We start from the raw sequence: 22,613 nt of genomic DNA, 5'->3' as shown, positions 1-22,613 counted from the left end.
TGGTTCTCCTCCTTACAACTCATAAAACTTCTAACCAACGTTTTGCGATTTTCCATAATGGAAATTCATCGCGTACTTTGATGGCATTCTGTGAAAGTTTAGCCGCTAGTGCAGGATCCTTTAATACACTGCGCATGGCTTCATACATAGCCTGCGTATCACCTACAGGTACGAGAATGCCATTCTCTCCACTTTTAATTACCATGCGAGCACCGCCTACAGGACAATCTGTGACTACTACAGGTAAGCCCATACCCAATGCTTCTAGCATGGAATTTGAAATACCTTCAAAATCAGAGGATGATACAAACATAGAACAAGGGGCTACCTTTTCTAAAATATTACTAGCAAAGCCAGGCAATAAAATGCGATTTTCTAAATTAAGAGACTTAATTTGAGCTCGTAATTCATCCTCTAATACACCTTGACCATAAATGACGAGTTTATATTCTGGAAACTCATCTGCCAACATACTGAAGGCATTAATCATCATAGGCAAGTTCTTTTGCGGATGCAAACGACAAGCTGTAACGATTGTCTTTTCTCGTTCCCCTTCTATTGGTGGTGGCAATTTACCATTAATAGGATTTGGTATGATGACACCACAATTTTGCACAGATTTTGGGAAATAAGAACGAGCATCTTCCGTTTGAAATACTAATGCATCTGCAAATCTAAAGGCAAAGTTGCGCAGTGCTTGTTGATGCCAACCAATAGGAACTTTACGTGGATTATTGCGCTCAGAAAACACAATGCGATTTTTTATAAACCAAGAGCTAATCGCTAAGATAAAACTAGATGCAGACAAGAAAGATAAGCATGTCGCATTCGGTCTAGTCTTTAAGATTTTGATTAGTTCTTTTATTTCTTGCATAAAACGAATGACTTTATTAGAGCTTGTAGTATGAATTTCAATTTGTTCAATACTTTCCTCTAACGCATATTCATTACCATATCGATTAGGGCTTGTTTGGATAACCGTAATATGATGACCATCATGTACCCACTGACGAGCCAACTCTGTTAAGATTCGTTCAGCCCCATCGTTACCAAGGGAGATGGTGACAATTATTATTTCCTTTTTCATAAGCCTTCCTCTTGGATATATTCTGCCAGTCTTACATAGGCTTGTGCCATTGATACCTTAGGTTTCCAACCTAAAGACTTTAACTTCTTAGAACTTAAGAACATGTGTACTGTCGGTGCATAGCCGAACCCTTGTACATCTTCTGGAATATCAAAGATGACTTTACTCTTATTATTGCTCACATGAGTGGCCACTAATTGAGCAATGCTTGCAATAGAACGAGTCTCTTCATCATGACATACATTATAGGCTTCGCCAGCTTCGCCCGCCTTCATAAGGGCTAAAATACCAGCTAATGCATCGGTAATGTAGCAATAGTTCGACATAGAATCGCCTTTTGTGTGAAGAACAATATTTTCATGTTTAAGAGCACTCTTGGTAAACTGCATGAATACACGGTTATCTGATACCGGAACACCTGGGCCAAAGGTTTGAGCTAGTCTAGCTATTACAGCAGGAACGCCATACTCCACAGCATAAGACTTGCAATAACATTCACAAAGTCTCTTGCTTTCGGAGTAGGAGCTACGAACATTTAGATGATCCAAATAGCCTAATCGTTCCTCTGTCATAACTTGGCCAGATTCATAAGGTACACCATATTGCTCCATACTGGATAAGTAAACTAGTTTCTTTACCTTTTGACGGCGACCTAATTCAAGCATGGCCTCCGTACCATAAATAGAGGTACGGATAGTTTCTACTGGATGTTCTACAAAAAACTTAGACTGTGTCGGTGCGGCACCATGCAAAATATAATCACATGGCACATCAATAGATTCTAATGAGCCATCTACTAGGGTTAACGACTTATTGTCTAAATACTCACCGAGAATATTTTTTGCCTTTTCATGGCTTCGCACATGACCAATCACTTTTAAATCCAGGTCATGAGTCTCATTGGCAAGTATAAGTAATTTTATAAACATCGATCCAATAAGCCCCGTTGCACCTGTTATAAGAATGCGTTGATGACGGAGGAAATGAAAGTAATTTTTTTCCTGTACTAAAGCCGTTAACTCACGTTGAATAACGGAATTACTCATCTTTTAATCCTCCTAGCTCACGATTTTTAATAATCCCTGTGAACATATAATAATCAGATGGAGTTGTAATCTTTATATTTTCAGTTTCCCCTAACACAGGATATAGAGTATATCCATAGTGCATCATCATCGATGCGGAATCAATAAAGTCATGAATGCCCTCATCTTTTGCACGATTATGAACTGATATAATATCATCTAATCTAAAACTCTGAGGAGCTTTAGCCATAAGACATTCATTACGATTTAAAATATGCTTAATAGAACCATTTTGGGTAACCATAACTGTTTCTATAGCTGGAGTAACAGTTATGGCAGAACCCTTTGATTCAACAGATTCTATGTTTCTCTCTATAGTAGAATTATCTACAAGTGGACGAACTCCATCATGAATCAATACAGTCACCGCATCATCAGGAAATAAACGCTTAGCCTCTACGAGTCCATTATATTGGGATTCCAAAGCACTTTCACCACCAGGCACAATGGATAATACCTTTTGTAACCCCGCCTTTTCTATGAGTTGTTTAGTATGATCAATCCATTCTGCTTTACAGGCAAGAACAATCCCATCAATAGTCTCCGTTTGTTCAAATACATCTAAGGTTTGAATCAAAATCGGTCTACCGTTCCATTCTAAAAATTGTTTTGGCGTCTTACTGTTTTTCATACGAGCACCTACGCCACCCGCAAAGATTACTGCTATTCGTTTCATAGGCCCTCCTTATGGTTGAGCTTCTTTCTTGGCATAATGTATGCCTTTATACTCCTTGTAAGGTGTGTGTAAATCAGCAAATACTGCATCATGTTTTGCTACACGTTGCTCTACAGGTGGTAATTGCATATAGTCGCCCCAAATAAGGCGCAAATATCTCTCATACCCTTTCATAACAGGTATTTGATGACCTTCAAAGTCTTTATATATAACAGAGGCAAAGTCCTCTCTAGGATGACGTAGCTTCATACCTTTTAAGCTGCCGATTAACTCCGTACATTCATCACTGGTATCAAAGTCGTATTGAGTCATTCTCTTTTCTGCAAATCGCCAAATATGATAGCGTATAGACTGACTGGAAAAGATTTTATAAATATACCCAGCTAAAGCGCGATATGTAGGCCCTTTGTTATCTGGTAAACGCTGTGCATTAAAGAGTGCAAACGTCATGGCCCACACCAACTGCAATAAACGACTAATTTTGCCAGGTGCACAGCCATCAATAGGCATAATTTCAAGTGCTAAACCATGACAAACATCTTCATGCATACTATGACGATTGATAAAGGTCGTATTATTATCTCTTATAGATGCACCTGCATCATGATAGATGTGATTGCGATCAGTACGACAATACGTAAATCGTTCAGTGTCAGCATATTCCGGCCATAATTCAGCTAGCTTTTCATAATCTGGACGAGGCATAAATAAATCTAAATCATCATCCCAAGGGATAAAGCCATTATGCCGTATAGCCCCAATGAGACCACCGCCGCAAAGATAAAAGCGCAAATTATGTTTATCACAGAACTCTTTAAAGTACAGCAACATATTCAGCTCTTTTTCTTGTATTTCCTTTGTCATAGATGTACTCATAGAGACCTCTTTCAACGTAATACAGCTAATACTGTATCAATCATCGTTTTTATATCTTGTAAAAAAGAAAACTCCTTAATACTCTTTAAATTCCAAGCCATCTTGCCCGGTAAAACCTCATTTATATAGACTTCATCAATATTTTGAGCATTTTGTAAAAGTTGATCTTCATCCTTATAAGTAATACTGGCATTACTGGTAACCCCAGCTGGTAATAATAAGGTAGCTTTCATTTCATCTGTATAAGCAGACACGTAACGTGGAACCTCAGGTCTTGTACCAACAAAACTCATATCGCCTAAAAGGATATTGATAAGCTGAGGCAATTCATCGAGGCGACAGCTGCGAAGCATATTTCCGACCTTAGTAACCCTCATATCATTTTGCGACGTCACTTGTGCTCCTAAAGATTCTGCATTTTTTACCATAGTACGGAACTTGTAGATGCCAAAGGTACGACCGTACTGTGTCACTCGAGTTTGACGGAAAAAAACCTCTCCCGCACTATCTCGTTTAATCATGACGGCTAGTATCAAAAATACAGGACTTAATGTAATAAGCAGTCCCGCTGCCATTACGCGGTCAAAAATGCTTTTACAAAGAAGGCTTGTACGTCTTTGATTTAATATTTCAAAATAAGGACGAACCGCTTCACACTGTAGCTCTTGTGGTAGATCATGAAAGTTTTTTACTAGCATTCGGTAATAATCCTTTTAAACTGTTCAATGATATATTGCACTTCTTCATCTGTAAGGAGCGTATGAAGTGGCAATGTAATTTCATTCTTAAATTGGTCATAAGCATTTGGATAGTCATCGATTGTAAAGCCTAAGTTTTTGTAAGCCGTATGCATTGGAATTGGCTTATAGTGAACATTCGTTGCAATGCCAGCCTCAGCCATAGCTTCTATAACCTTATTCCGATATTCCGCATCACGGACATCTAAACGAACTAAATACAAGTGACCACTACTCTCATGCTCATCTGTATAATGGTTCAACAATGTAACAGGTAAATCCTTAAATGCTGTATCATAAGCTTCGATAATTTCTTTACGACGTGCCAAAAGTTTTGGGTATCTTTCAAATTGAGCTAGCCCAATAGCCGCCATGATATCCGTCATATTACATTTATAATAGGTACCTTTAATATCATATTCCCAAGCACCTGCTTTTGTTTTTGCAAGAGCATCCTTATCTTGACCATGCAAAGATAGCAATTGGAATTGCTTGTAAATAGTTTCATCATCAATACCATCTATATGACGCCATGTAGCACAACCACCTTCAGCAGTAGTAAAATTTTTTACTGCATGGAAGGAAAAGCTACTAAAGTCTGCAACATTACCTGTTCGTACCCCTTTATATGAAGCCCCAAAGGAATGAGCACAATCAGCCACAATAGGAATATGCCCTAATGCTTTTTGAATATCACTAGATGGTGTAAAGAGAGATTTCTTTTCCTCTACAATGGAACGCAAGCGATCATAATCACAAGGCACCCCCGCAATATCTACAGGGATGATTGCTTTTGTTTTTGGTGTAATAGCGCGAGCGACTGCATCGTAATCCATTTCATAAGCATCTTTCTGTGTATCAACGAGTACTAAGGTAGCACCTACATGAACTACAGGACTCGCACTAGCTGTATAAGAATAAGCACTAGTTATGACTTCGTCTCCAGGTCCAATACCCAATACACGAAGAGACATTTCAAGCGCTGCCGTAGCAGAGTTTAAACAAACGGATTTAGGTGTACCTAACTGATGAGCTATCTTTTTTTCTAATTCTTTAGTACGAGGACCCGTCGTAATCCACCCACTTTTTAAGGCTTCAACGACTTCATTGATTTCTAACTCTGTAATATCTGGAGGAGAAAAATTAATTCTCATATAAATCACCTCAATACTTTCTGTACCATATTGATACGTTTGATTTATCACATAGAAGACTGATTAAAACAGTTATATTAAGCATCAATTACGATAGATCCTAAAAGAGAAATACCTACTTGTGAAAGCCGGTTCTTAGCTTCAATCAAATCTTTTGGACTAGCTACTTCATTTTTAACAACTAACACAACACCATCTGATTTTTCTGCCAATACAACCGCATCTGTAACAGACAATACGGGTGGTGTATCTATGATAACCACATCATATTCATCACGTACATACTCAAAAATCGCAGGTAATTTGCTAGAATCTACAATATCAGATGGATATTCAACAACTTCACCCGCCGTAAGAACATCCAAATGAGGCACTACATTACGATGAATCGTCAAATCTTCATCCATCACCACCGCATTTGTAAGGCCCTTATTTTGTACATTAAAGGCTATATGTTGTGTTGGATTACGTAAATTACCATCTACTAGAAGAACTTTATTATTATTTTTAGATAAAGCTAATGCAGTATTAGCAGCCACCTCAGAAGTGCCTTCACCACTAGTGGCTGCAGTAATACAAATTAGCTTACACTTATGTTGGTTACATACATATTGAAGATTGCTACGCAATGTACGGTATGCTTCCACAAGTGGTGTATCACCACGTTCATTAGAAATTAGTCTAATCATATTAACCTCTCACTTTGCGCAACAATGCTACGAAACGATTAGTAGGCTCTTCGTATTCTACTTCTTTATGATTTGGAATCACGCCCAAGTTTTGAATGCCAAGGATGTCATTAATCTCTTGTACAGATTGGACTTTGCGATTACCGAAGAATTGGACCAATGTATAGAGACAACCAAAGAGGACCCCTAAAATGGCAGCGCCTAATAAAATAAGTACTTTACGCGGCGCAATTGCTTTTTCTGGTAATGTTGGAGCATCCACAATTTGAACTTCATTTGGTACCATAACCTCTGCTACCTTCGCTTCTTCTAAGCGAGTGGATAGCATTTGATAGATATCTTGTGCCACATCTACATCACGTTTTGCTTGGATATAACCGCGTTCTTTTTCAGGTAATCCCTTTATAGCTTCTTCGTTTGCTTTATCTAACTCAGCTAATGTAGATTGTTTACCTTGAGCTACAGCTAACGCAGCTTCATTTTTGAACTTATCCGCTAGCAATCCTTGTTGTGCAGAGTTGCTTGAAGGTGCTTGTTGAGAGGCAATGGCGTTGATTTCAGCATTTAGACCACTTTTAGCTTCTTCAATTTGTTGATTAATTTCTTTCATCGCAGGATGTTCATCAGTATATTTACCAATATAAGAAGCTTTACGAGATTCTAAATCTGCTAACTGACCCTTGTAGGCTTGAACCGTAGCACTATCAGCGATGCTTTTACCTGCAGAACCTAATTGCTCATTGATACTGCCAAGTGCAGCTTGTGCCGTTTCTAAATCGAGTTGATTTTGAGCCTTCTCACGATCAATTAGAGTAACCTTATCAGTTAAGCCTTTCATCTGATCAGCTGTAGAGTACACCTTATTATCTACTTGGAATTGTTGCAATTTATTTTCTGCTTGCTCTAATTCAGATTTTGCAGTAACAACGCGTTTTTGTAAGAATTCACGAGTAGTTCGTTGTTCAACATGAGAAATTTCGGCAAGACGTTTCAAGAAGGTATCAATAAGTAATTGATTAGCTTCTTGTGCTTGCTCAGGGCTCTTACCAGTTACGCTTACTTGTAATAACTCGGTTTCTTTATACGGTTTAGTTTCAATGCGAGTTTTAACAAAATCTTCATATGTTGGCGCATTACCAGTACCTTCAGGATCTTCTATAGCAGTAATTACTGGCTCTACTACATTACGACTTTTTAAAATTTCTGCATCTGTGTTCATCAATTGACGAGACATAGAATCAGAATAGGCATTAGCACTAGATAATACAGAATTGCTCAAACCTTGAGCTTGTTTAATGCGCAACATCGATGTAGATTGATATGTAGATGGTGCAAGAAAGGCATACGCACCACCTAAAACCATACATGCTACCGTAATATTAATAATTTTACTGCGCTTTTTAATGAGGACTCTGCCTACCTCTTTTAAATCAATAATTTGTTCCACCCATATACCCCTTTCTGTAAAAGTATACAAACAACAGGGTCTCTCCCACTTAGAATATTAACTGTACCTAACCCTCTCAATAAAGGCACAATGTATCAAAATTAAAATAGTCTTATACATATATCGGGTAATAAATGTATCATCCACGACCTATACATTATGATTTGGATCGTATGTAGGAATGATATCCTGCAATACATTAATCACATCTATATCGGTTTTACATGTATCAAAGCGCTCTATTTCACGACTCAGCCATTCTTGATCAACATCTTCTAGAGCTGCTTCAAAAATTTTCTTATGCGTAGTAGTATTCGTACCTTCTCCGGCAGTTAATAGTTCTTCATATAACTTTTCACCTGGACGTAAGCCAGTAAATTCAATACGAATATCCTTATTAGGCTCAAAGCCAGAAAGGCGAATCATATTCTTAGCCAAATCGACAATTTTAACCGGTTCACCCATATCCAAAAGGAACACTTCTCCTCCATTCCCCATGGCACCAGCTTGAAGTACTAATTGACTGGCTTCAGGAATAGTCATGAAATAACGTGTCATTTCTGGATCTGTAACGGTTACAGGACCACCTGCTTCAATTTGTTTACGGAATAAAGGAATAACCGAACCACGGCTACCAAGTACATTACCAAAACGAACTGTTATAAACTTAGTATCATATGTGTGATTCATACCAAGTACAACTTTTTCAGCAACCCGTTTTGTAGCGCCCATAACGCTAGTTGGATTCACCGCTTTATCCGTGGAAATCATAACAAATCGATCTACCCCATGAGCTCCGGCTACATCCGCAACATTACGAGTACCATAAATATTATTTAATACCGCAGCAATTGGCTGGATTTCCATAAGAGGCACATGTTTGTGAGCTGCCGCATGAAATACTACATCAGGATTATAGTTTTTGAAAATTTGTTCTAATTGATTCTTATCGCGAATATCTGCAATGATTGGAACCAAGGTATCTTGGGGCGCAATATTGCGCAATTCTTGATGAATAAGATAAATACTATTTTCACCATGACCTAGAAGCAATAGCTTTTTAGGCTTTACACGTAAAACTTGACGACAAATTTCAGAACCAATAGAGCCCCCTGCACCAGTAACTAAAACCACTTTATCCTTAAGATATGTTTCAACCTTGGACGTGTCGAGCTGAATCTCATCACGCTCCAACAAGTCCTCGATTGAAACAGGATGTAAATGAGATACAAGAACTTCATCATCAAGTAATTGATACATCCCCGGTAAAATATTGATTTTACATTTTAAGGGAGAACAGATTTCCATGATTTCTTGAATAATATCTCGCTTCACGGAAGGCATGGCAATAATAATTTCTTCTACCTTATATTTAGCAACTAATGCTGGAATATCTTCACGATTACCGAGAATTCTAAAACCATTCATAAGACGATTATGTTTAAACATGTCATCATCAACATAACCAATCACTCGACGAGAACGCTTATGATATCGTTCAATTTCACGAGCTATAGTTGCACCTGCATCACCGGCGCCTATGATCAATGTATTCACTTGGCCACTTTCACCATCATCCCCACTGCTATAGTGAAGTGCCACATAATGAAGCAACATACGTCCCATACCTACAGCACCTGTAGTGAGGAACCATGTAATAAAATAGACAGAACGTGGTAATGACTTACCAAATACAAACATAGAGGAATAGAATAAAGCCGTACCAATTGTAGTCGCTACAAATACTGCTAATACCTCTCGCATCCCTGCATAGCGCCAAATACGTGTATATAAATGCATTATCAAGAACATCAACATATACGAAATAAGTAATAACGGAAGTGCATCCACCATTTGATTAATATATTGAGGTTCTATGTGTCCATCAAATCGAATAAAAAGACTGATAAAAGCAACGATTACAATCGTCACAATATCGGTAATAAACAATATGGATGGTAATAAATATGAACGCAAAAAAACGCCCCCTTATATGATAGATATCGCCTTATCTTTAATCCTTACCTATTCGTGATACCATATAAGCCCCTGTTAAGATTGGAGCAATATCACGAGCAAAGTTGATACGACTATTCTTAGTTAAGTAAAGAATATCACCTTCACGCATGATGTAGTTTTCAGACATATCTCCAGTTTGTAAAATACGATTCAAATTGATAGGAATCGGTTTCTCTGGATTATCTTGATGAATCAAGTAAATTTTCTTCTTTGCTGTATCCCAGTTAAAACTACCTGCAGCCCCAATCGCATCAATAACTGTACTAGATTTAGTCAACGTATAGGCGCCAGGCTTATTAATTTCACCAAATACATATACGCGAACACCGCCCAATTTCGATACATTTACTGTGATATCAGGATTAATGATATAACGAGACAAACCTTGCTGTAATTCAGCTGTAAATTCATCTACAGTTAAGCCATCTGCTTTTACAGCACCAACCATAGGAAACGATACATATCCATCTGGTCTGACGGTATACACAATGTCATTACCATTACGCGTACCAAGCTCTGCCTGCTGAACCACTTGAATATTCAGTTCATCGCCTTGACGCAGACGATATTCTTTATCAGAGCTAATTACAGATGCACTATTTTCCAATGGTGCATGGCCTTCCATTTGTACATTCTTAGCATTATAAGGCTGATTAGTATTTATATTAACTGGTGCAGCCATAGCCATTGTTGTAGTATATAAGAATGTAGCCATCATCATATACTGTTTCTTCTTCATACTTACCTCTTTTTTATTCAACTTATTTAATTCATCACTTAATTATTGATGTATCTTATATCTAAAAAATCAGTCATGCTATTTTATCATTTTTTTAAATATACTTCTACAAATCTAGTATCTTCCAGGCGAACTTCATAAAATCTTCAACAACAATTCCCTAAAAATATAGTATTTTCAATATATGTTCATTAATAATTATTTGCTTTTTTCATTCCTAATTCACTAGATTTATTATTGATTTTCTTAAAAATAATAAAAATTTTATAAACTCACTTCATTATCAGCTCACATAGTGCTCCTATTTATATCAGAATTAGTGATAAAAAATAAGGTGTATATACTAGAAATCTAGTATATACACCTTATTCAAAGTTTCTGACACTAATGATCGCTTTATATAATTACTTATTCAACACGACCGCCTAAATAAGCTTCCATAACACGAGGATTATGGCGAACTTCATCAGCAGATCCAGATAATACCATTTTACCAGTCTCCAAAACATACGCATAATCAGCAATCTTCAATGCTTGACGTACATTTTGTTCTACTAAAAGAACTGTTGTTCCATCGGCACTAATTTCTTTAATGGTTTCAAAGATCTCATTTACTACTAAAGGCGCAAGGCCCATAGATGGTTCATCTAGTAATAACAACTTTGGACGAGCCATAAGTGCACGACCAATAGCTAACATTTGCTGTTGACCACCAGATAAAGTACCACCCAATTGATAGCTTCGTTCGTCAAGAATAGGGAATCGTTTAAATACCTTTTTAATATCTGCTTCGATTTCTTTATCTTTACGTGTATAAGCACCCATTTCAAGATTCTCATAAACACTCATATCTTGTAGTATTTGACGTCCTTCAGGAACTAATGAGATACCATTTTGTACAACTTGATGAGTTTGACGACCTGTAATATCTTGACCTTCAAAAATCACTCGACCAGATGTGGGTTTTACAAGTCCCATAATAGTCTTCATCGTAGTAGTCTTACCGGCACCATTAGCACCAATAAGAGATACAATCGAACCTTGTGGAACCTCTAGGCTTATATCTTTTAAGGCTGTAATATGTCCATAACCAGCCACAATATTTTCTAGTTTTAACATATTACACCTCTTCTTTTCCTAAGTATGCTTCAATTACAGCTTCATTATTTTGAATTTCTTGAGGTGTACCTTCGGCAATTTTCTTGCCAAAGTTAAGTACTACCAAACGATCGCAGATATTCATCATTAATTCCATGGCATGTTCAATAACCACAACAGTAATACCTAGGTCACGAATCTTGCCAATCAATTGACGCAGAACTTCAGTTTCACTATCATTCATACCTGCTGCCGGTTCATCAAGCAAGATTAACTGAGGGTGTGTCGCTAAGGCACGAGCGATTTCAAGACGACGTTGCTTACCATACGGTAATGATGTGGCAACCTCTTCTGCATCTGCTTCAAGACCTACAAGCTTTAAGAACTCATAAGCAATACCACGACAACGCTCTTCTTCAATGCGTTGACGTTTTGTTTTCAAAAAACTAGATAAGAAGCCAGAGCCAGTACGACAATGCATACCGGTTAAAACAGTTTCAAGAGCTGTCATATTGCCAAAGAGACGAATATTTTGGAATGTACGAGCAATACCCATTTCAACAGTTCTATGAGGCTTAATCCCTACAGCAGACATACCATCAAAAACAATTTCGCCCGAACTTACTGGGAATACACCTGTAATCAAGTTGAACAGTGTCGTCTTACCAGCACCATTTGGACCAATAACACCAAATACTTCACCTTGTTTAACGCCAAAAGATACTCCTGTGAGGGCTGCAACGCCACCAAAGCTTTTACTTACGTCATTTAATTCTAATAGCATTCAGTTCCCTCCTATCCTTGTTTTTCTTCTTGTTGTTTGCGTTTATATGCTTCAAAACGTTCTGTCAACACTTGTGATTCAGGAATATATGGAGCCTTTTTAAAGCCTAATTTGCGACTAATTTTGTCTACCATCGATTCTGTCAGAATACCATCTGGGCGAACTGCCATCAAAATAACGAGTAATGCACCGTAGATGATGTCCCGATAATCGGATAAGAAGCGCAATACTTCTGGCAATAATGTAAGAATAAAGGAACCTAATACTGAGCCCCATACTACATTAGAACCACCAAATACAGGGAATAATAAGATTTGAACTACCTTATGGTAGCTAAAGTCTGTAGGATTTATAAAGTTTGTAATATGCGCATACAAACCACCGCCAATACCAGCGATGAAAGCACCAATGATAAAGGCCATCATCTTATAGTATACAACGTTAATCCCCATCAATTCTGCTGCATGATCATCAGCCTTAATCGCTGCAAAGGCACGGCCCACACGACTATTATTGATTCGTACACAAAAGGCAATAATCAATACTAAAATAGCTAACAAAATAATGATAGCCATTAGATTGCCCCATGCAACAGCATCAATGCCCATTAAACCATCGATATCAAGTTCATAGGCTAAGTTTGTTAATTCTTGAGGAATGGATGGAATACCAGAAAGGCCTAATGCACCATTAGTAATATCCAAATTCAAGAAAATAACACGCACAACTTCGCCAAAACCAAGAGTAGCAATGGCAAGATATAATCCGCGAAGACGTGTTGTTGGTAAACCGATAATAACGGCTACAAGGCTAGCAACTAAACCACCAATGATAATGCCTAAAACGATAGGCAAATCAGCTTTCAAAGAAAGGATAGCGCCTACATATGCACCAACGCTCATAAAGCCAGCAGCCCCTAAAGAAAGCTGACCACTTGCAAGTGTGAAATAAATTGAAATACCCATGATGGCATTGATGATGAAAAACATCACGATCTGTAGATAATACGGGTTCAATAAATCCATTATGGTCTCCCCCCTTTATCTTTAGATCCAAACAAGCCTTGTGGGCGCCAGAATAATAATAGGATAATGAGACCAAAGGCCACAGCATCACGGAATGTAGATGCACCATAAGCAACAGAGAAGATTTCTGCTACACCTAAAATAAAGCCGCCAACCATGGCGCCTGTAATATTACCAAGACCACCTAAAATAAGTACTGCCAGACCTTTAAAGCCTATAATAACACCCATAGTAGGCTCAATAGCATTAAAGGACAAGCCTACCAATACACCTGCCGCTGCACCTAAAGCAGATGCAATCATAACAGTAATAGATATAATCATTGTTGGATTAATACCCAAGAGAGCTGCTGTTTCCGTACTCATGGATACAGCGCGAATAGCCTTACCAATCTTAGTTTTCTTAATAACTACATTTAAAATCAGCATTAGCACAACAGAAACGCCTAAACCAATAATTTGTACCATAGAAATTTTGAAAGCTCCAAAGTCGATTAGGCCACCAATATAGTCTGGTGGGAATGATCTAGTTTGAGGGCCCCAAAGCAATAATGCCAAACTTTCAAGGAAAATAGAAACACCAATGGTACTAATAAGTGGTGCCAAGTGAGACACCTTTTTCTTGCGTAGTGGACGAAGCGCCACAAATTCTAAAAGATAACCGAGGATAGCACCTACAGCCATAGCTACGATAAGGGCTACAAAAATGTTAACGTTAAAAATTGTTACCATAAAAAGACCAACGAAGGCACCTATCATAAAGATGCCTCCGTGTGCCATGTTGATGATATTTAAAACACCGAACACTAGTGTTAAGCCAATAGCGAGTACAGCATATAAGCTACCGAGGGTTAACCCGTTAACTAATTGTTGTAAAAACACTATACTACCTCAACTTTTATTTTTTTAATGCGTCAAATTGACCGTTTTTAATTTGTAAAACTTGAACTTCCATGGAAGGGTCGCGTTTTTCGTTGAACTTGAATTGACCAGTTACACCAACAAAGTCAGCAATATTTTTCAAAGCTTCTCGGAATTTTTCACGATCTGTAGTGGAACCTGCTTTTTTCAAAGCTGCTTCATAGAGGTATACCGCATCATAAGCTTGAGCTGCGAATTGGTCTGGTTCTTTACCGTATTTATCTTTATAAGCTTTACGGAAATCTTTTACCTTTTGATCGTCTTTGTTAGGGAACCAAGGTGTACCTACGATAACGCCATCAGCTGCAGCACCTGCAATTTTAATGAATTCAGGGCTGTTAAAGCCATTGGAACCAACTACAGGTTGATTCATACCCATTTCACGCATTTTTTTCATGATTAATGCGCCTTCTTGGTAAAGAGAAGCAACTACGATAACATCAGGTTTTGCTTGTTGAATCTTAGTTAATTGTGCAGAGAAATCAGTATCTTTATCTGCAAATGTTTCAGTATCAACGATTTGTACGCCTACAGCTTCCAATGCTTTACGAGCTGTATTATTTACAGATACCATTTGGTCATTATTGTTGGAGTACATAATAGCTGCAGTTTTGAAGCCTAAAGTTTTATGTGCTTCTTTAATTGCAGTATCTACTGCCAAGGATTCAGGTACAGCATTACGGAAAATGTAATCGCCGATATCTGTAATACCTTCAGCAGTTGTAGATGTACCAAGAGCTACGATTTTACTTTTGTTTGCTACAGGACCAGCTGCCATCATTTCACCAGATAACATTGGGCCGATAACAGCTACAACTTTATCCTTAGAAATTACTTTATTCATTGCATTAATTGCTTCGTTTTTATCACCTTTAGTATCTTCTACTAATAAGTTAATTTTTACAGCATTTGCATCAGCGTTAATTTCGCTTACTGCCAATTCTGCACCAGCTTTAATGGACTCACCATATGCGGCTGCACCACCAGTTGTTGTTGTCAACAATGCGATTTTAGCTTCATTGCTATTTGCATTACCTGCATCTTTATTACTGCCACAACCAGCAGCAACTGCCATTACACCAGCAAGGCCAAAAATGACTGCTTTTTTTAACATGGATTTATTCATGTTACACCCTTCCTTTAAAACATAAAACTTTGATTCTATACCTATATTATGAGAAATTTCAATCTTTTGTCAATTAAAAGAAAATGATTTTAATTCCTTAATAATATATACATTAAAAAGCTATTCACATAGCCGTTCCCACTTCTCATATAATGAATCCAACTCAGTTTGAGTCTCTTCAATTTGTATGGAAATTTTAGACATTTCATCTAAATCTTGTTGTACTACAGGATTCGCTAATTGCACTTCATACATCTTCATCGTCGCCTCTAAACGAGCAATTTCAGCTTCTACCTCAGCTAATTGTTTTTCTACCATATAAGCATTTGGCTTCTTCTGATTTTCCTCTATAGTTTCTGATGCTGAAAGCATTGACTCATTAGTAGGAGTAGCTGTACTATCACGCTTACTGCTCTCAGAGTTTTTCTCATTAGCTAATGCTAATAAGTCTTCTTGCTCTTTCAGCTTTTCCTTATAGTATGAATAATTACCGAGGTACTCTGTAATTTTACCTTCATCTAGAATTACTGTTTTTGTAGAAACTTGATCTAAGAAGTATCTATCATGAGAAATAATAAAGCAAGTCCCTTCAAATTGTTGTAATGCTCTTTCTACGATTTCTCGTGTAGGAATATCTAAATGGTTTGTCGGTTCATCTAAAATTAGGAAATTATCGCCTTGAAGAAATAACTTAAGCAAAGCTAAACGAGCGCGCTCACCACCCGATAATTCACCTACTAGCTTGAATACATCATCCCCTTTAAATAAAAACGACCCAAGCACATTACGCGCCTTATCCTCACTGTAGTTAAAGTGATTCATAATCTCTTCTACTACCTGCCAAGAATCGTGCAACTCTTCGTGCTCTTGTGAGAAGTAACCGACTTGTACCCGATTGCCAATATCTACATGACCGTTTTCAGGGAATAATTCTCCTACAATAGTTTTCACCAGTGTAGACTTACCAGCTCCATTAGGCCCGATAAGTGCTACGGATTCACCACGTCGAACAACAAGAGAGATATCATTAATAATACGACTTTCACCATATCCTACAGATAAATGATCTAGTACTAAAACTTTGTCAGCACTCATCGCTGCGGGAGGAAACAAAAATTGTAAATGATGTGAAGTAACAGGTGCCTCTAGACGTTCTAATCGATTGAGTTGGGACTGACGACCACGAGCCATTTTAGACTTGATACCAGCACGGTATTTATCTATATAAGCCTCTGTTTTCTTAATATACTCCTGTTGCTTTTCATAAGCCACCATATCTGCCTTTAAGCGTTCATCCCGTTGTTGAATATACCGACTATAGTTACCGCGATAGGTTGTAGCCTTATGATTATCTAACTCTACAACACCTGTGACAATACGGTCTAAAAAATACCGGTCATGACTTACAATGAGAATTCCACCCTGATAGGCAGATAGGTACCCCTCTAACCACTCCAGCATATCCATATCTAAATGGTTAGTTGGTTCGTCTAAGAATAAAAAATCGGGACTACGTACTAATGCTTTAGCTAAGTTAATACGTGTTTTTTGACCACCTGAAAATGCATTAGCCGGCTTATCTAAGTCATCGTCAGTAAAACCAAGACCATAGACTATGCGCTTTGTCTTTTGCTCGTAGTCATACCCGCCTAACCATTCTAGACGATTCTGTAAATAATCTAAGCGTTGTAAATCCGATTCGCTAGCCTCTTCAGATTCCAATCGACTAGTAAGTTCTTTTAATTGTTTTTCCAATGCATGAACATCGGCCCAAGCCTTTTCTATTTCCGTAGCAAGGCTATCATCCCCCAGATTTACATCTTGTCGTAAATAGCCAATACTAGCAACAGGCGACTTGACTACATTACCTTCATCCAGCTCTTCATAGCCTAATATGCACTTTAACAAGGTAGATTTCCCAGCCCCATTAGGGCCTACTAAGGCGAGTCGATCCCCTTCTTTTAACTCAAAGGACACATTGGAAAATACTTGGCGCACTCCAAACGATTTTCCAAGGCCTATCATTCGAATGCGTTCCATTCACAACCTCCTAATCATTTACTCTTCATTATACCACAGTTGCCCTCACTAACATTAACATTTCTATAGAATCTTTTGTTTTTCGACTATGACGGAATAATTTTCCTAACAAAGGGATATCTCCTAAAATAGGTATCTTTTGTATTTGATGTTGATCTCGATTGTCCATGAGTCCACCAATAACCAGCACTTCTCCTGGTTGTAATCGTACTCTTGTATGTGCTTGACGTGTGCTTATTTTATAGGCTTTCATTTCAGATACCATAATAGGTGTACTCACCTCTGCATGTATTTTAGCATCTACACCATCATCAGCAGTAATAATAGGAGTATAATTCAACTTAATGCCCACCTCTTCATAACGAGTAGAACGCTTTCGTTCTCCATTCACTTCCGATTCTTCTATAACTGGTATTCTTTCACCTATCAAGATATGTGCAGTCTCACCATTGAGAGCCATAATAGATGGCTTTGCAATTAGAACGGCTTTACCTGAGCTTTCCATAAGACTTAGCTCTGGTTTTACAAAGAACTTATAGGCCTCTCCAGTCGGAGTTTTGCCAAAGGTAACGGCACCATAGGAATGTGTTTTATCTTCTCCATGGCCGGTCAAGCTAAGCCAAGACCATCTAAATCCTTGTTCCTTAGCATAGGATTGTTCCATAGCAATGATGGTAGCTTCTAATTGCACTTGTTTTGGTTCCTTGTCGATAGCACGTACTAAGGTTTCTACACGTCGCTTTTCTCCACTCGTCAAATGCATAATTACTTCGTTTTGTTCTGAAAGCACTGCCATTTTATCGTTTTTTACCACTGTGCCTACCACATTTTTCAAAGACTCAGCCGGCAAATGTTCAGGTGATATAACATATAGCTCTCTTTTTTCAAGTGTTTCATCATCAGAATCAATAAGAAGGGTATTATGCTCCTTCGATACGGAAAAATGATATAACTTACCTAATTTATTAATAATTGCTTCTGGTGATTCTCCCTTTACAGTGGCCGTAATACTCCCTTTTAACGACTCTACACCAATTACGGATATACCATAACTACGACAAATGCCTAAGACGGTCTCCTTTAAGGATGCATTGCGTACAGAAATCGTTATGAGTTCGTTCCCAACCTTTTTTTCATTTTTATCTACTTCACTACTATTTACGATAGTTTCAGAACTACTAGCAATTATTCTATCATTTCTATTAGTACCTATCCTATCAGTACTATTAGCAAATACCATGAACGGAGTTACAAGCATGACGACCATCCATAAGCTTATTCGCAATATAACTATCACTATAATCTTATCTATATATTTTAGACTTAGAAAGTTTACTCGATTCTTAGCCACCGTGATGAACCTCCTTCAATAATTTCTACACCACTTGCAGTTATCTTAGATACTGATATTTCTTTCCACACACTTCCTATACTAACCATTTGTTCCTCTGTACCTTTTCGTAAAATGGCAATATTCTGTTGGCCCTCAATAATACCTATAAGCTCTATGGGATGTTGTTTGATAGGATTACTTATAGTAGGTTGTATACTAGATTCAACTCGTCTAGCACTAGTATCTTTAGATTTTAATTCAATATAATTACCACTATGCTTTTTATTATTTCTTATTTGTTGATATTTTCCATTTCTACGACTTTTATCTTCCGTTTTTCCAAAAGTACTCTTTTCATCATCGGACTCATATAAATTATTATTTATATCAACGAAATTGCCATTACTATCTTTAGTCATCTTATTCTGACCAAGTAAATCATCTATAGGAATATCTTTAAAAACCTCTCGCCAAGGATTTGCTCGCTCAACACCGGTAATATCATATAATAATCGTCCATGAACATTGCTTTTTACCTCTCTATCCTTTACATTTTTTATATCACTTTCATCTTTAAAATAGTTCTTTCCTTTCCCTGTTCTATTACCATGTGTTGTTTCTTTTGATAATTTCTCTGAGCCTCGTTCATCTTGATTACCATCTCTACCATTAGATTGATCTAAACTAATATGAACATTTTCCTCCTCATGAGGATAAAAAATACCAATACCTAAAAGGGCAACCGTAATGATAAGGAAAATACTAAGCGCAAACTTATAGTGGCGCATAATAAAATGCTGCTTATCAATCCACATTTTCATACGTTCTATATAGTCTCGTAAATTCATAATCCACCTCCTGCTGACATATTCTAGGAGGCTCTTTTAAAATCCTACAAAAAAATGACTCTACCAGTCACCACGGTGACTAATAGAGTCATTCATTATATTGACAAATCAAAACTATTTGTTCTTTATTTACTACTAAACCCATCTGGATGAGATGTATGCCAATGCCATGCATCTTTGATAACATCAGCAACATTACTAAATTTAGGATCCCAACCAAGTAAATTTTTAATTTTTTCAGAGGACGCAATTAATGTTCCTGGATCACCAGCACGGCGATCACCATATTGAACAGGAATATCGATACCTGTAACCTCTTTTGCAGTCTCAATGATTTCCTTTACAGAGAATCCATTGCCACTACCAAGATTAAATACTTGAGATTCTCCGCCTTTACGTAAGTAGTCCATAGCCAATACGTGAGCAGTTGCTAAATCATTGACATGAATATAGTCGCGTACACATGTGCCATCAGCCGTATCATAATCAGTACCAAATACAGTTATATGCTCTCTTTTACCACGAGCCGCATCTAACACAAGTGGAATCAAATGAGTTTCAGGATGATGGTCTTCTCCAATCATACCAGACGGATCTGCACCGGCCGCATTGAAATAACGCAACGCAACATATGTAGAGCCATAGATAGAACTATAATCAGACAACATTTCTTCTATCATCAATTTAGTGCGACCATATACATTTGTTGGTTGCAGTTGAGCATCCTCACGAATAGGCACTACCTTTGGCTCACCATACACAGCAGCCGTACTAGAAAATACAAAATGCTTTATACCTGCGGTACGAGCAGACTCAATAAGGTGATAGGAACCAACTACATTATTTTCATAATAAATAGCTGGATTTTGCATGGATTCACCAACTTGTGAGTGAGCAGCAAAATGCATTACACCTAGGATGTTATGTTCTTTCATAATGCCTACTAGTTTAGGATCTGCAATATCCATATTGTAGAACTTTACCCCTTCAGGAATAGATTCTACATGCCCTCGAGATAAATTATCTACAATGATTGGTGTATATCCTGCTTGTTGTAAAGCACGTACAGTATGACTCCCAATATAACCAGCACCACCTGTTACTAAAATATTCATAGTTCCCCCTCATGAATTATGTACATCCTTTGCTCGAGCCAATTTGGGCCCAATGAGACGCTTATAAACCTCTACCCCTGGTTGATCAAAAGCATCAACGCCCGCAAAAATGGACTCAAAATAAACGGCCCAACAATGCATAAACATAATTTCCCCTAAATGGAATGCGTTTAATGTTGGTACAGTTATAGTCATGTTAAAACGATTGTCACTAGACAAGGCTTCTCTATTAGCATCTAAAGCAATGTTTAAAATATCACAAATGCCTACATCAGATAGAGAGTGTAAACGTTCATATTGACTATAAGAATCTGGAACAATGAGATTATGTTTCCATTCCTTAACCTTAATAAATTGAACTACCTTATTTAGGCGCCCCTCTTGATGTTCTTGAACTTGGGCATGCATATCCATAGTACCTACTGCAGCTACTGGCGTACGTCCATATGGCAGACAAGTATTACTCATTTTTCCAAGAGATTCGGATAAGAGCTGCACATACCAATCAGATAATGAGTGGAGTGCTTCACTATAAGGCATAAACACCTCTATAATACGACCATATCGTTCAGATGCAATATATTTCAATAATGCACTTAAAAGGCCTGGATTTTTAAAAATGTCTTCTTCTTGACATGCTGCATCCATAGATGCAGCACCAGCTAAAAATCCTTCAATATCAAATCCTACAAGAGCGGCCGTTACAAAACCAACTTCTGTAAATACAGAGAAACGACCACCTACGCCATAAGGAATACTATAGGTCTTCCAATTATTTTCTATCGCCATAGATCGTAAAATCGTAGGATGTTCATCATCAGATACATCTGTAACAGCTATCACTTCGTAGTTAATATTACGATCTTGTAAAGCCTTCTCCAAAATCATGAAGTTAGCCATAGGTTCAATGGTAGATCCAGACTTAGAATTAATAACGAGCATCACCTTATAATCAGGACCTTTTTTCTGAGCTTGACACTCTAACGTACGAATTAGCCCTACTAAGTAATCACCATCCACATTAAAGCCTGCAAAGTACATTCTAGGATAGCCGTCGCGTTCCTCTGCACTGTAGTTATTCCAAAATGCTCCACATTGCACATCAAAAATAACTTTGCTCCCCAAATAGGAGCCCCCAATACCTAGAGATACAACCGTATCAATATTATGGCGTGCATAGTCACGTAATTCGTAAAGCCGCTCTAACATATCTGGTGTATTGATACCATCTTCTGAAATATATGGAAGTTGGTAAAACAACACAGGTTCAGGTAAACCATCTTTAGAAACATGACCTTCTTCAAAGCCTGTAGAACGCAAAATATTTGTATGACGCCATACATTTTGTATAGCCCGTTCAAAATTATTCACATCGCGTTCTTGTATGCAACTTTCATTATATATATTAGCATAATCTAACTCAAAACCTGATTGTAATCGCAACATCAAATATCTCCTTCACTGACATTTTATGTACAATATTCTCTTATTATATCATAAAAGAATGAATAAAATATTAGTTTATACAATCATTTCACCCACAAGCCATAACCGAATCCAACCGCATATACAGACCAAAGTAATGCAAAAGGAATGGCTAATTTAAATTTAAGCTTTAACGTCTTATGACGCCATAGGACCATACCTAATAAAGCACCAACACCACCAAAGGCAAAAGCTAAAAATAGTAATGTGAACTCTGAAATCCGATCATATCCATTAATGGCACATAATTTATCATATCCATACAGGCTAAATACGATAAGATTCCATATACCTACGGTCACCCAAAATTGCGTATCACTCATATCCCCA

Annotated in this window: 21 protein-coding genes; all 21 read right to left on the bottom strand. The window is 37.6% G+C overall.

Translation table 11 applies throughout. The features are described from left to right. Positions 1–19 precede the first annotated feature (19 nt). Positions 20–1,087, bottom strand: a complete 1,068-nt coding sequence (locus ACGHIY_RS03400; RefSeq protein ID WP_008713679.1) for a glycosyltransferase — start codon at positions 1,085–1,087, stop codon at positions 20–22. Further along, positions 1,084–2,133 carry an NAD-dependent epimerase/dehydratase family protein gene (locus ACGHIY_RS03395; RefSeq protein WP_390525704.1) on the bottom strand — a complete coding sequence of 350 codons (1,050 nt, stop codon included), beginning with the start codon at positions 2,131–2,133 and terminating at the stop codon, positions 1,084–1,086. The genes ACGHIY_RS03400 and ACGHIY_RS03395 overlap by 4 nt, the downstream gene beginning before the upstream one ends. Further along, on the bottom strand, positions 2,126–2,848 hold the full coding sequence (locus ACGHIY_RS03390) for a 2-C-methyl-D-erythritol 4-phosphate cytidylyltransferase (protein WP_008713674.1): 723 nt from the start codon (positions 2,846–2,848) through the stop codon (positions 2,126–2,128). Before ACGHIY_RS03390 ends, ACGHIY_RS03395 begins: the two co-directional genes overlap by 8 nt. Positions 2,849–2,857: 9 nt before the next feature. Beyond that, positions 2,858–3,724: a phosphorylcholine transferase LicD gene (locus ACGHIY_RS03385; protein ID WP_008713672.1), complete on the bottom strand. Its 867-nt coding sequence runs from the start codon at positions 3,722–3,724 to the stop codon at positions 2,858–2,860. An 11-nt stretch (positions 3,725–3,735) separates the two neighbouring features. Further along, entirely contained in the window at positions 3,736–4,422 is a 687-nt protein-coding gene (locus tag ACGHIY_RS03380; protein ID WP_215675298.1) for a sugar transferase, read from the bottom strand. Further along, complete coding sequence (locus tag ACGHIY_RS03375; protein WP_390525703.1) at positions 4,416–5,615, bottom strand: DegT/DnrJ/EryC1/StrS family aminotransferase; 1,200 nt, start codon at positions 5,613–5,615, stop codon at positions 4,416–4,418. Before ACGHIY_RS03375 ends, ACGHIY_RS03380 begins: the two co-directional genes overlap by 7 nt. Before the next feature lie 77 nt (positions 5,616–5,692). Beyond that, positions 5,693–6,304, bottom strand: coding sequence for a CpsD/CapB family tyrosine-protein kinase (locus ACGHIY_RS03370; protein WP_215675294.1), 612 nt, complete (start codon positions 6,302–6,304; stop codon positions 5,693–5,695). Position 6,305: 1 nt separating this feature from the next. Continuing rightward, positions 6,306–7,751 carry a GumC family protein gene (locus ACGHIY_RS03365; protein WP_390525702.1) on the bottom strand — a complete coding sequence of 482 codons (1,446 nt, stop codon included), beginning with the start codon at positions 7,749–7,751 and terminating at the stop codon, positions 6,306–6,308. A gap of 150 nt (positions 7,752–7,901) precedes the next feature. Continuing rightward, positions 7,902–9,728: a nucleoside-diphosphate sugar epimerase/dehydratase gene (locus tag ACGHIY_RS03360; protein WP_004693378.1), complete on the bottom strand. Its 1,827-nt coding sequence runs from the start codon at positions 9,726–9,728 to the stop codon at positions 7,902–7,904. A 37-nt stretch (positions 9,729–9,765) separates the two neighbouring features. Continuing rightward, entirely contained in the window at positions 9,766–10,509 is a 744-nt protein-coding gene (locus tag ACGHIY_RS03355; protein WP_004697402.1) for a polysaccharide biosynthesis/export family protein, read from the bottom strand. 408 nt (positions 10,510–10,917) lie between these two features. After that, complete coding sequence (locus ACGHIY_RS03350; protein WP_004693374.1) at positions 10,918–11,628, bottom strand: ABC transporter ATP-binding protein; 711 nt, start codon at positions 11,626–11,628, stop codon at positions 10,918–10,920. A 1-nt stretch (position 11,629) separates the two neighbouring features. Beyond that, complete coding sequence (locus ACGHIY_RS03345; RefSeq protein ID WP_004697257.1) at positions 11,630–12,391, bottom strand: ABC transporter ATP-binding protein; 762 nt, start codon at positions 12,389–12,391, stop codon at positions 11,630–11,632. A gap of 11 nt (positions 12,392–12,402) precedes the next feature. After that, positions 12,403–13,416 carry a branched-chain amino acid ABC transporter permease gene (locus ACGHIY_RS03340; protein WP_024061205.1) on the bottom strand — a complete coding sequence of 338 codons (1,014 nt, stop codon included), beginning with the start codon at positions 13,414–13,416 and terminating at the stop codon, positions 12,403–12,405. Further along, positions 13,416–14,297 (bottom strand): branched-chain amino acid ABC transporter permease, encoded by an 882-nt coding sequence (locus ACGHIY_RS03335; RefSeq protein WP_012864168.1) that lies wholly within the window; start codon positions 14,295–14,297, stop codon positions 13,416–13,418. Before ACGHIY_RS03335 ends, ACGHIY_RS03340 begins: the two co-directional genes overlap by 1 nt. Positions 14,298–14,313: 16 nt before the next feature. Beyond that, positions 14,314–15,462, bottom strand: coding sequence for an ABC transporter substrate-binding protein (locus ACGHIY_RS03330; protein ID WP_008713654.1), 1,149 nt, complete (start codon positions 15,460–15,462; stop codon positions 14,314–14,316). A 120-nt stretch (positions 15,463–15,582) separates the two neighbouring features. Beyond that, the gene (locus ACGHIY_RS03325; RefSeq protein ID WP_390525701.1) at positions 15,583–17,502 is read right to left on the bottom strand and encodes an ABC-F family ATP-binding cassette domain-containing protein; all 1,920 of its coding nucleotides are present in this window, start codon (positions 17,500–17,502) and stop codon (positions 15,583–15,585) included. Between the two features lie 28 nt (positions 17,503–17,530). Beyond that, the gene (locus ACGHIY_RS03320) at positions 17,531–18,853 is read right to left on the bottom strand and encodes a type II secretion system protein GspD (RefSeq protein WP_038150248.1); all 1,323 of its coding nucleotides are present in this window, start codon (positions 18,851–18,853) and stop codon (positions 17,531–17,533) included. Next, positions 18,835–19,683, bottom strand: coding sequence for a hypothetical protein (locus ACGHIY_RS03315; protein ID WP_004697230.1), 849 nt, complete (start codon positions 19,681–19,683; stop codon positions 18,835–18,837). Before ACGHIY_RS03315 ends, ACGHIY_RS03320 begins: the two co-directional genes overlap by 19 nt. A gap of 125 nt (positions 19,684–19,808) precedes the next feature. Beyond that, on the bottom strand, positions 19,809–20,798 hold the full coding sequence (galE, locus tag ACGHIY_RS03310) for a UDP-glucose 4-epimerase GalE (RefSeq protein ID WP_004693359.1): 990 nt from the start codon (positions 20,796–20,798) through the stop codon (positions 19,809–19,811). 9 nt (positions 20,799–20,807) lie between these two features. Continuing rightward, positions 20,808–22,244: a glucose-6-phosphate isomerase gene (locus tag ACGHIY_RS03305; protein WP_390525700.1), complete on the bottom strand. Its 1,437-nt coding sequence runs from the start codon at positions 22,242–22,244 to the stop codon at positions 20,808–20,810. 83 nt (positions 22,245–22,327) lie between these two features. Further along, entirely contained in the window at positions 22,328–22,606 is a 279-nt protein-coding gene (locus ACGHIY_RS03300; RefSeq protein ID WP_077708305.1) for a DUF1294 domain-containing protein, read from the bottom strand. Positions 22,607–22,613 lie beyond the last annotated feature (7 nt).

This window comes from Veillonella parvula (genome assembly GCF_042850485.1).
In the GTDB taxonomy this organism is placed as follows: domain Bacteria; phylum Bacillota; class Negativicutes; order Veillonellales; family Veillonellaceae; genus Veillonella; species Veillonella parvula_Q.
The sequence above is the reverse complement of the archived record's forward strand: the minus strand, read 5'-3'. Positions and strand labels throughout refer to the sequence as shown.